The organism is Streptomyces sp. WAC 04229 (genome assembly GCF_003947455.1).
Classification (GTDB): Bacteria; Actinomycetota; Actinomycetes; order Streptomycetales; family Streptomycetaceae; genus Streptomyces.
In genome coordinates this window covers 1-11,289 of record NZ_QHJH01000227.1, presented here as the reverse complement: position 1 = coordinate 11,289, position 11,289 = coordinate 1, and the positions used below count along the sequence as shown (strand labels likewise).

The 11,289-nt window shown below is 72.1% G+C and carries 6 protein-coding genes and 2 pseudogenes; 2 read left to right on the top strand and 6 right to left on the bottom strand.

Annotation, left to right across the window (positions count from 1 at the left end; all coding sequences use genetic code 11):
- From DMH12_RS34020 to DMH12_RS34005, 4 genes and pseudogenes are all read right to left on the bottom strand, one after another.
- A partial coding sequence (locus tag DMH12_RS34020) for a beta-galactosidase (RefSeq protein WP_148107573.1) occupies positions 1-1,830 on the bottom strand: 1,830 nt, incomplete at its 3' end.
- Positions 1,830-2,777, bottom strand: coding sequence for a carbohydrate ABC transporter permease (locus DMH12_RS34015; protein ID WP_125495199.1), 948 nt, complete (start codon positions 2,775-2,777; stop codon positions 1,830-1,832). The genes DMH12_RS34020 and DMH12_RS34015, both read right to left, overlap by 1 nt.
- Positions 2,774-3,805 carry a sugar ABC transporter permease gene (locus tag DMH12_RS34010; RefSeq protein WP_125495198.1) on the bottom strand — a complete coding sequence of 344 codons (1,032 nt, stop codon included), beginning with the start codon at positions 3,803-3,805 and terminating at the stop codon, positions 2,774-2,776. The genes DMH12_RS34015 and DMH12_RS34010 overlap by 4 nt, the downstream gene beginning before the upstream one ends.
- A gap of 26 nt (positions 3,806-3,831) precedes the next feature.
- Positions 3,832-5,516: pseudogene (locus DMH12_RS34005) on the bottom strand (extracellular solute-binding protein).
- Between the two features lie 311 nt (positions 5,517-5,827).
- Between DMH12_RS34005 and DMH12_RS33995 the strand changes: the two are divergent.
- Positions 5,828-8,686 (top strand): glycoside hydrolase family 3 C-terminal domain-containing protein, encoded by a 2,859-nt coding sequence (locus DMH12_RS33995; protein ID WP_125495197.1) that lies wholly within the window; start codon positions 5,828-5,830, stop codon positions 8,684-8,686.
- On the opposite strand, the gene DMH12_RS33990 is transcribed toward DMH12_RS33995, so the two are convergent.
- Together DMH12_RS33990 and DMH12_RS33985 are read right to left on the bottom strand one after the other, a co-directional pair.
- The gene (locus DMH12_RS33990) at positions 8,651-9,346 is read right to left on the bottom strand and encodes a response regulator transcription factor (RefSeq protein ID WP_260474441.1); all 696 of its coding nucleotides are present in this window, start codon (positions 9,344-9,346) and stop codon (positions 8,651-8,653) included. The two genes, DMH12_RS33995 and DMH12_RS33990, sit on opposite strands and share 36 nt — an antisense overlap.
- 29 nt (positions 9,347-9,375) lie before the next feature.
- Positions 9,376-10,566 (bottom strand): sensor histidine kinase, encoded by a 1,191-nt coding sequence (locus DMH12_RS33985; RefSeq protein WP_125495196.1) that lies wholly within the window; start codon positions 10,564-10,566, stop codon positions 9,376-9,378.
- A gap of 143 nt (positions 10,567-10,709) precedes the next feature.
- Here DMH12_RS33985 and DMH12_RS33980 point away from each other — a divergent pair.
- A pseudogene (locus DMH12_RS33980) lies at positions 10,710-11,289 on the top strand (hypothetical protein); the annotation flags it as partial.

The following is an 11,289-nucleotide window of genomic DNA, read 5'->3' as shown; positions in this document are numbered from 1 at the left end:
TACCTCTCGACCCTCCCCGAACCGGACGACCTGCGCGACCTGTTCGCCCGGATCGCCGCCGGCGCCGGCGGCGATCCGGGCGAACAGGTCGCGCAGGTCGTCCGGTTCGGGGAGGGTCGAGAGGTACCAGGCGCCGCCCTTGCGCAGGACGGCCGGACGTCCGTCCAGCTCGCCGCCCTGGTACGGGATCACCTCGTCGGCGGTGCCGTCCGGTTCGATCTCCTCCGACCACAGGACACCCCGGAAGCCGTCGCAGCCGGCGCGCTCGTCCTCCTCCAGGGGCCACCACTCGTGCAGGGTGCGGATGCCGAACAGCTCGCGCAGCCGGCCGTCCATGCCGCCGGGCCTGATCCGGTCGTCCTGGTCGGCGACGCCGGTGAGGAAACCGCAGACGAGGGTGGAGCCGCGGCGGACGTGGGCGAGGAGGTTGTCGACCGCGGTGTCGGTGAGCGCGTACAGCTGGGGGACGAGGACCACCTTGTAGGGGGTCAGGTCGTGGTCGGGGTGGGCGAAGTCCGCGGTGAGGTGGGCCCGCCACAGCGCGCGGTGCCAGGCGCTCAGGACGCCGGCGTGGTCGACGCGGGCGGAGGGGCGGGCCTCCTGGTCGGCGGCCCACCAGGAGTGCCAGTCGTGCAGGACGGCGATGTCGGCGGTGACGCGGGTGCCGGCGGCGTGCGGGCCGAGCTTCGCGAGGTCGGCGCCCAGCCGCACGACCTCCTCGTACGTGCGGCCCCGCGGGCCCGCGTGGGAGACCATCCCGGAGTGGAACTTCTCGGCGCCCTGTCTCGACTGGCGCCACTGGAAGTAGCAGACGGCGTCCGCGCCCCGGGCGACGGCCTGCAAGGACCACAGGCGGTTCAGGCCGCGGGGCTTGGGGTGGTTCACCCCGCGCCAGTTGACCGGGCCGGCCGCCTGCTCCATGAGCATCCACGGACCGCGCGCCTGGGAGCGGGTCAGGTCCTGGACGAGGGCGCCCTCCTGCGCGCCGTACGGGTCGCGCGGGTCGGGGTAGAGGTCGACGGAGACGACGTCCTCCTCCTCGGCCCAGCGCCAGGCGTCCTGGCCGGACCAGAGCGGCATGAAGTTGGTGGTGACCGGGAGGTGCGGGGTGTGGCGGCGGACGATGTCGCGCTCGGCGACGAAGCACTCCAGGAGCATGTCGGAGGTGAACCGCCGGAAGTCCAGGACCTGTGCGGGGTTCCTCAGGTAGTGGGTGCGGCGGGGCGGCATGACCTCCGCCCAGTCGCCGTAGCCCTGGCTCCAGAAGGCGGTGCCCCAGGCGGTGTTGAGGGCGTCGAGGGTGGAGTACCGGTCCTGGAGCCAGCGGCGGAACCGGGTGGCGGCCTCGTCGCCGTGGTCATGGGTGCAGTACTCGTTGTTGATGTGCCACAGGGTGAGGGCGGGATGGCTCGCGTAGCGCGCGGCCAGGGCCTCGGTGATGGCGGCGGCGTGCCGGCGGTACGTGGCGCTGGAGTGCGAGAAGTGCTGCCGGCCGCCCCACCACTCGGTGCGGCCGTCCGCGTCGCGGGGCAGGGTGTCGGGGTGCAGGTGGCCGAGCCAGGGCGGGGGTGAGGCGGTGGGGGTGGCGAGGACGACGCCGATGCCGCCCTCGTGCAGCAGGTCCATGACCCGGTCCAGCCAGGCGAAGTCGTACACGCCGGGCCGGGGTTCGAGCCGCGCCCAGGAGAAGACGCCGACGGTGGCGGTGTTGACGCCGGCGGCCCTCATCAGGCGGACGTCCTCGGGCCAGGTCTCCTCCGGCCACTGCTCGGGGTTGTAGTCGCCGCCGTAGAGGATGCGGTGCCGGGTCACGTCCGCGAGGTCCGGCATCAGCCCTTCACCGCCCCCGTGAGCATGCCCTTCCTGAAGTGGCGCTGGACGAACGGGGACAGGACGGCGACCGGCAGCAGGGCCATGACCATCACGGCCATCTGCACGGCGAGGCCGGAGAGTTCACCGGTCTTGATGGCCTGGCCGAGGCCGACCGGCGCCTCCTGCTTCTGGACCAGCTGGATCATGACGTTCTGGAGGGGCAGCATGTCCTGGTCGTTCAGGTACAGGGAGGCGTTGAACCAGGCGCTCCAGTAGCCGACCGCGTAGAACAGCGTGATCACCGCGACGACCGCGCGGGACAGTGGCAGCACGATCCGCCACAGGATGCGCAGGTCGCCCGCGCCGTCGATGCGGGCGCTGTCGATCAGCTCCGGGGAGATGCCCATGAAGAAGCCGCGCAGCACCAGGATGTTGAAGACGCTGATGGCGCTGGGCAGGATCAGGGCGAGGTAGCTGTCCATCAGGCCCAGGGACTGCACCAGCAGGTAGGTGGGGATGAGGCCGGCGCTGAAGAACATCGTGGCCAGCAGCAGCATCAGGATCCAGCGGTGGCCGAGGGAGCCGCTGCGGGAGAGTCCGTAGGCGCACAGCACGGACACCGCCATGGAGAACAGGGTGCCGACGAGCGTGACGCCGACGCTGACGATCGCCGCGCGGGTGACCTGGCCGCCGCTGAGCAGCTCCTGGTAGGCGACGAAGGTGACGTCCCTGGGGATCATCACCAGGCCGCCGGCCTCGTCGATGGTCTCGCGCGAGGAGAGGCTGGTGACCACGACGATCCACAGCGGGAACAGGATGGCGAGGCAGGCCAGGGCGAGGACCAGGCCCTTGCCGGCCACCCCGGCCGGGTTGGGCTTCTCCTCCCACGCCGGCCGGGGCGGGGCCGCCCACCGGCCGGGTCCCCGTACGGGACGCTCGGCGGGCTTGTCCATGACGGCGGTCACTTCTTGTACACCCCCTGCTCGCCCATGAGATGGGCCACCTTGTTCGCGGCCAGGACCAGGCCGAGACTGACGACGCCCTTGATCAGGCCGGCCGCGGCGGCGTAGCCGAAGTCCTGGTTGCGCACGCCGTTCCACCACACGAAGGTGTCCAGGACCTCGGCGGCGCCGGGTCCGACGGCGTCGCGTTGCAGCAGGATCTGCTCGAATCCGACGGTGAGGGCGTCACCGACCCGCAGCACCAGCAGCAGCGCGATGACCGGGCGCAGCGCGGGCAGGGTGACGTGCCACATGCGGCGCCACCGGCTCGCGCCGTCCATCGCCGCGGCCTCGTAGAGGTCGGGGCTCACGGATGCCAGCGCGGCGAGGAAGACGATGATCCCCCAGCCCGCGTCCTTCCACACGCTCTCCGCGGTGAGCAGGAAGGGGAAGGTGCCCGGGTCGGTCATGATCGACAGGCCGTCGTGCCCGTGCTCCCGCAGCAGCTGCGAGAAGATCCCGGCCCCGCCGAAGAGCTGCTGGAAGACGGCGACGACCAGCACCCAGGAGAAGAAGTGCGGCAGGTACAGGATGGCCTGCGCGACGGCTCGCACCCGCGGCCTGACCACGCTGTTGATGAGCAGCGCGAGGGCGATGGGGATGGGGAAGAACAGCACCAGCTGGAGGATGAAGAGCACGAGCGTGTTCTGTACGGCGTTCCAGAAGGCCGAGTCCTCGAAGATGCGGTGGAAGTTGTCCAGCCCCACCCAGGGGCTGTTCATGATGGAGACGATGCCGTTGTCGCTGATGTACGGGTCGTACTCCTGGAAGGCGACGACGTTGCCGAGGATCGGCACGTAGTTGAAGATCAGCACCAACAGGACGGCCGGCAGTGTCATCAGCAGCAGGACGCGGTCGCGTCTGAACCGCAGCCGCCGGCTCAGCCTGCCCGCGGGCGGCTTCTCCTTGCCCCCGCTGGCGTCGCCGGACTCCACCGGGGTCTTCGTCTCTTCGGCCTCGGCCCTGCTCCGAGGCACCGTGCTGTGCGACACGGCCCTACTCCTTGCCTCGGTGCCGGTCAGCTCGCGGCCGAACCGTTCTCGTCGAGCAGCTTCTTGTACCAGTCGCGCAGCTCGTCGCCGCCCTTGCTGCGCCAGTCGGAGACGGCCCGCTGCACGTCGCTGATCTTCTTGCGGCCGCGGACGACGTCGTCCTCCAGCTGCTCGAAGTCGTTGGCGAGGTTGGTGTAGCGGGCGGGCTCGACGACCTGCATGCCGTAGCAGGCGGACTTCTTGGTGAAGGCGCCCATCCGCTGCTGCCACTCGACCTGCCCCTTGCCGACTTCGGGGAAGTCGGGGCGGGCGATGGTGGGGCGGGGCTCGCCACCATCACGTAGGCGTTCATGACCTCGACGTTGCCCTGGTCGGTCTTGGTGGGGACGCCGTCCTCGACGGTGTAGTGGGTGCCCTCGACGCCGTAGTTGGTGGCCATGTACTCCTTGGTGCCGTACGGCGCGGCGGTGACGTTGGCCATGGCCAGCACGTCGCGGATCACCGACTCGGACGCCTTCTTGTTGACGAAGGCGAAGATGGTGGCCGGGTTGATGGCCCACAGCGTGGGGTCACCGCCGTCGTGGCCGAAGATGTCCATGCCCCAGATCTTGAAGTCGGGGTTCTGGGTGGCCTGCTCGGCGGTGCGGCTCCACCACTGCGACATGTCCTGGTTGTAGATCAGGAATTCGCCGGCCGCGAACTTCGGCCCGGGGTCGGCGGCGTTGCTCTTGCCGAGGTCGGCGTCGGGGTGGGTGACACCGGCGGCGAAGAGCTTGCGGGTCCATTCCAGCGCCTCGAGGTACTCCTCGGTCTCGACGCGGTTGACCAGCTTGCCGTCGATCTCGTGCCAGCCGAGCGCCTTCTCGTTGCCGGAGAGCACCCCGAAGGCGTTGAAGGCGGTCCACTTCATGTCCAGGCAGGCCCAGCGCTTGGCCCTGGCGTTGGTGGCGTCCTTGGCCAGGGCCATGAACTCGTCGCAGGAGCGGGGTACCTCGTATCCCTCCTTCTCGAAGATGTCCTGCCGGTACAGGGGCACGATGCCGGTGACGTACGAGGCGGGCATCGGCAGGCCGCGGAGCCGGCCGCCGAAGATGGAGCGCCGCCAGGCGTCGGTCGGGATCGCGGCGAGGTTCGGGTACTCCTTGACCGCGTCGCCGGATAGGTGGGGGCCGAGGTCGGCGAACTTGCCGATGATGGCGCTGGGTATCTTGCCGGTCATGTTCCAGCCGGGCACGACCACCACGTCGGGCACCTCGCTGGAGGCGAGGACCGCGCCCAGCTTCTGGTCGTAGGTGTTGCCGTCCTGGTTCTGCCAGGCCACGTCGACGCCGATGAGGTCGTTCATCGCCCGGTAGTAGGCGTTGTCCCCCTTGGGCGGGGACCCCCAGAACGGGGACATGACGGTGACCCGGCCGCCCTTGCCGAGCTTCTCGGGCACCGAGGTCTTCAGGTCCGCGAGCTCGAGCTTGCCGGTGAAGCCGACCGCGGACCCGTTCTTGCTGGGGATGTCGGGGGTGACCACGCCGGCCGCCACGTACGCCGGCAGCAGCTTGTCGGCGTCCTTGCCCGACGTGGTGCCGTCGCGCGAGCCTCCGTCGGATCCCCCGCAGGCGGAGAGCAGCGGCACCCCTCCGGCCACCGCTGCGGTGGCGACCGCCGTGGAGGCGAGGAAACTTCTCCGGCTGGGACCGGAGGCGGCGTTCGGCGTCATTTGCGTCAACCCTTCGTGGCGCACCGGGACACGCGGCGGTGGCCGTCGGCTGCGATGTGGGGAGGCTTAGTCGAAGCGCTTCGATGTTGCTGCGAGGTTAAGTGAACCCCTGGGGGCGCACAAGAGCCGATCCCAGAATTCCTCCGGGGTGGACGCAGGACCGGATCGGCCGAACCTGCTGACGTGACACCTGGGTTGTGACGAGAAGTCGAAGGTGGGACGCTCAAGCGCCTTGACACCCGCCCCTGCTGCAAATCAGCATCGAAGCGCTTCGAATGCGCCTGGCCGATCCATCGCAAGGGGAACCCCACGTGACCGCATCCACGCCGCCCGCGCCACCCTTCCGTGATCCGCGCCTGCCGTTCGCGAAGCGCGTCGACGACCTGATGTCGCGGCTCACGCCGGACGAGAAGACCCGGTTCCTGCACCAGTTCGCCCCCGCCGTCGAACGGCTCGGCATCGCCGCCTTCCGCACCGGGCAGGAGGCGCTGCACGGCGTGGCCTGGATGGGCCCGGCGACCGTGTTCCCCCAGGCCGTGGGGCTCGGCGCGACCTGGAACGAGGACCTGCTGCGCCGGGTCGGCGAGGCGGTGTCCAAGGAGGCCCGTGCGATGCGCGCCCGCGACGACCGGGTCGGCCTCAACGTCTGGTCGCCGACGGTGAACCTGCTCCGCCACCCTCTGTGGGGCCGCAACGAGGAGGGCTACTCCGAGGACCCGCGGCTCACCTCCGCCCTCGCCACCGCCTACACCCGGGGCCTGCGCGGCGGACACCCGGTGTACTGGCGTACGGCGCCGGTCCTCAAGCACTGGCTCGCGCACAACAACGAGCTGGACCGGGACACCTCCTCGTCGTCCGTGCGCCCGCGCGTGCTGCACGAGTACGACCTGCGCGCCTTCCGTGCGACCGTCGAGGCAGGCGCGGTCGCCGGGGTGATGCCGGCCTACAACCTCGTCAACGGCCGCCCCAACCACGTCTCCCCCCACCTCGCCGGGCACCTGCGCACCTGGACGGAGGAGGACCTGCTGGTCTGCTCCGACGCGGGCGCGCCCTCCAACCTGGTCGACTCCGAGCACTACTTCGCCACCCACGAGGAGGCGACGGCCGCCGCGCTCCGCGCCGGCGTGGACAGCTTCACCGACCACGGCACGGACTCCTCGACGACCCTCGCGCGCGTCCGAGGCGCCCTTGACCGGGGGCTGCTGACCGAGGCCGACGTGGACGCGGCCGTGCGCCGCCAGCTGTCGGTCCGCTTCCGGCTCGGCGAGTTCGACCCGGAACACGACCCGTACGCCGTCACGGCGGACACCGCCACGGACTTCGACACGCCGGAGCACCGGGCGCTGGCGCTGGAGGCGGCCGAGCAGGCGGTGGTCCTGCTGCAGAACGACGGTGTCCTGCCGCTGGCCCCCGACACCCGCGTCGCCGTCGTCGGGCTGCTCGCCGACGAGTGCAAGCTCGACTGGTACAGCGGCACGCTCATCCACCGCTCCACTCCGCTGGAGGGCCTGTACGAGCGGTTCGGCGCCGACCGGGTGAGCTTCGCCGAGGGCGTGGACCGGGTCCGGCTGCGCACCGCCGACGGGTCCCACCTGCACGTGCTCCCGGCCGACGGCTCCGCCGACGAGGCGCACGGCGGCGAGGGCGCCCTGGACCCGGCCCTGCTGGCCGGCCGCACCGACCTGCCGCCGCTCACCACGGACGCCGTCGGCACCGAGTTCGCGCTGACCGACTGGGGCGAGGGGGTCCTCACGCTGCGCGCCCCCGACGGCCGCTACCTGTCGGTCGCCGGGGACGGGCGCCTGCGTGCCTCCGCCGACCAGCCCGGCGGCTGGGTCGTGCAGGAGACGTTCCGTCTCGAACCGCACGGGGACGGTCACCTCCTGAGGCACCTGGGAACGGGTCGTCACGTCCGGGTCGCCGCCGACGGCGTGAAGGTTGCCGCCCCGGACGAGGACGACGCCGAGGTCTTCGGCCTGGTCGTCACCGAACGCGGCGAGGACGCGGTGGCGCGGGCGGCGGCCGAGGCGGACGTGGTCGTGGTGGTCGCGGGCAACGACCCGCACATCAACGGCCGGGAGACCGAGGACCGTACGACGCTGCGGCTGCCCGCCCACCAGGAGCGGCTGCTGCGCGCGGCCCGCGCCGCCGGTCGGACCACCGTGCTGGCGCTGGTGTCCGCCTACCCGTACGCGGTGGACACGGAAGGGCTCGGGGCGGTGCTGTGGACCGCGCACGGCGGACAGGCGGCCGGCACCGCGCTGGCCCGGGTCCTCGCCGGGGACGTCTCACCGGGCGGCCGGCTCCCGCAGACCTGGTACGCGGACGACGCCGACCTGCCCGATCCGCTCGACTACGACGTGATCGGCGGCCGTCAGACCTACCTCTACTTCGAGGGCACGCCGCTGTTCCCGTTCGGGCACGGCCTGTCCTACGCGTCCTTCGACTACGGCGACCTGGCCGTGCGGGTGACGGACGGGCGGGTGGCGGTGTCCTTCACCGTCACCAACACCGGGGACGTCACCGCCGACGAGGTGGCCCAGCTCTACGTCCGGGCCGGGTGCGGGTCGGTCCCGCGACCGCGCCGGGAACTGCTGGCGCACCGCCGGTCGGGCCTCGCTCCGGGCGAGACGGCCCGGGTGTCCTTCGACGTGCCGCTGTCCGCCCTCGCGTTCTGGGACGTCGCGCACGGCCGGTGGCGGCTGGAGCCGGGGCCGTACGCGCTGCTGGTGGGGGCCTCCAGCGAGGACGTGCGCCTGGAGACGACCGTCGTCCTGGACGGAGAGCCCGCCGCGCCCCGGCCGATGCGCGAACGCGGCCTGGCGGCCGCCGACTTCGACGAGCAGAGCGGGACCGAGATCGTCGACCGGACGAGGGTGGCGGGCGACGCGGTGACGCCGGTGACGGACCGGACCGGTGAACTGCTCTACCGGGACTGCGACTTCGGGTCCGGTGTCACCGGGGTGACGGTGTCGGTGGCGGGCGGGGGCACGGTCGAGATCGCCCTCGACGGGGGGCCGCCGGTGGCGCTGCTGTCCCCGGACGCGCCCACGTCGGGGCCGTACGACTACGTGGACCTCGACGGCGCGTTCACCGCCGGGGGCGTCCACGACGTCCGCGTCAGGCTGCGCGGTTCACTGCGGCTCGCCCACGTCGGCTTCTCCGGCTGAGGGTGCCCCGCCCGCCCGGACCAGGCCCAGTTCGTAGGCCACGATCACGGCCTGGGCCCGGTCCCGCAGTTCCAGCTTGGCGAACACGCGGTTGATGTGGGTCTTCACGGTGTGGTCGGTGATGGTGAGACGGCCGGCGATCTCCGCGTTGGATAGGCCCCTGGCGATCAGGGTCAGCACCTCCGTCTCCCGGGCGGTGAGGTCGCCGGCCGCGTGGACCGGCAGCCTGGACCCGCGCGCGTGGACGAACTCGGCGATCAGCCGCTTGGTGATGCCGGGCGAGAGCAGCGCGTCGCCGGCCGCCACCACCCGGACCGCGTGCAGCAGTTCGGGGAAGGTGGCGTCCTTGAGCAGGAAACCGCCCGCCCCGGCGGCGAGGGCGTCGTACACGTACTCGTCGAGACCGAAGGTCGTCAGCATCAGGACCTTCGTCGCGCCGCCGGAGGCGGCCAGGATCTCGCGGGCCGCCTCGATGCCGTTGCGGTGCGGCATGCGGATGTCGAGGAGGGCGAGGTCGGGCCGGGTCTCGGCGGCCACCCGGACCGCCTGCACCCCGTCCGCCGCCTCGCCGACGACCTCGATGTCGTCCTGGGTGCCCAGGAGGTTCACGAAGCCGGTGCGGACGACCGCCTGGTCGTCGGCGACCAATGCCCTGATCACACTCGTACCCCTCGCTCCCGCCACCGGATTCACCCGCTCCCCCACGGCAGCTCGGCCTCCACCAGGAACCCGCCGTCCGGTCCCGCCCCGGCGCTGAGCCGCCCGCCGACCAGGGCCGCCCGCTCCCGCATCCCGGTCAGGCCGTGCCCCGTGCCGGGACCGGAGCCGACGCCGGGGCCGTCGTCGCGGACGCGGAGGGTGAGGAGCCGGCCGGCGCCGTAGTCGACCTCCACCACGGTACGGGCACCCGGCGCGTGCTTGCGCGCGTTGGTCAGCGCCTCCTGGGTGATCCGGTAGGCGGACAGCTCCCATGCGGCGGGCAGCGGCACCCGCTCCCCCGTGATCCGCAGCTCGGCCAGGCCGCCCACCGCCCGGTGCTGCTCGACCAGTTCGCCGAGGTGGTCGAGGGTCGGCTGCGGAGCGGTGAGGGCCACCTCGCCCTGAGGGGTGCGCAACACCCCCAGCAGACGGCGCAGTTCGGCCATCGAGGAGCGGGCGGTGGCGGCGATCTGCTGGAAGCCGTCGCGGGCTTCGGGGGTGAGTCCGGGGGTGGTGTAGGTGGCGCTCTCGGCCTGGACGGCGATCATCGACACCGAGTGCGAGACGATGTCGTGCAGTTCGCGGGCGATGGCGGCCCGTTCGGCCTCGGCGGCCTGCTGCCGCTCCATCGCGATCATGCGGGCCTGGGCCAGATGCCGTTCGGTGCGGGTCTCCTCGCGGGAGCGCACCGCGTCACCCATCATGACGGCGCCGAAGACCACCACGGTCAGCAGGAACGACTCGGCGAACAGGCTGAGCGAGCCCTTCTCCCACAGTGCCGGGACCGGCAGCTCCATCCGCGACCAGGTGTTGATGTGCACCAGGTTCACGCAGACGGCGCCGAGCGCGCCCCCCGCGACGGTCAGCGCCGGGTGCAGCACCCGGCGCCGGCCGAGGCAGTAGCAGCCGATCAGTCCGCTCACCATGATCGAGACGTACAGGTTGACGTCGCCGGCGAAGCCGAGGAGTCCCGCGGCGACGGTGAGCACGGCGATCGGCGGGAAGGAGCGCCGCCACATCAGTGAGGCGGCCGAGACGAGCACCCCGATGGTGGTCGTCACGCCCGCGGGGATGACGATCAGCTCGGCGACCGCTCCGGCCGTCACGACGCCACCGGTGACCCAGGGGTAGGCGGGTGCGGCGATCCAGTCGCGGACCCGCCGCTGCAGCGGCGAACTCATACGACCCATGATCCCGGCCGGGGCGGGGCCGCGCGTCACCGCTCGGATGGAGTCCGGCGGCGGACGTCGTACCACGGGTTGAGTCCCTGGTGCGGAGCCTCGGTTGACGCCGGGCGAGCCGCGCGTTCGTAGCGTCGACGGACATGGGGAAGAGTCTTGGACAGCGGGCGGCGGCGTACTCGCCGGCGCGACTGGAGCGCGGGGTCTGGGCCGGGTGCGCGGTGGTCGCGCCGGGCTTCGCGCTCGCCTCGGACGTGGGAACGCACCGGGTGTGGGGGTGGACGGCCGGGGCCGGGTACGCGTTCGCGGCGCTGCTGTCGTCCGGTTCCCGGCCGCGCCGCACCGCCCGTGCCGTGGCCGTGCTGGGGGCCGTCCTGGTGCCGCTCGCCGGTCTGGTGGCGGCGGGACTCGCGCAGTCGGAGGTCGCCGTCGTCGAACGGTCCGGGCGGCTGCTGCTGACGACCGGCAGCCCGTACGTCTCCGCCCCCGTGTCCGTCGGCGACTTCAACCCCTATCTGCCGGGGATGGCGCTCTTCGGTGTGCTGCCCGGGGACGCCCGCTGGTGGCTGGACGGCGCGTTCGTCGCCTGCCTCGCCGCCGTCGGACTGGGCCGCGCCCGGCTGCTGGCCTGTCCGTTGGTGGCGCTGCCCTGCGCGGTGGGCGGGGTCGACCTGCCGGTGGCCGGGCTGATGTGCCTCGGTGTCGCGCTGGCCGGGCGGGGGC

What these genes read in the sequence shown, in the direction of transcription:
- DMH12_RS33985 (WP_125495196.1), bottom strand. Translation starts at nt 10,566, where the DNA reads ATGAGTTCGCCGCTGCAGCGGCGGGTCCGCGACTGGATCGCCGCACCC.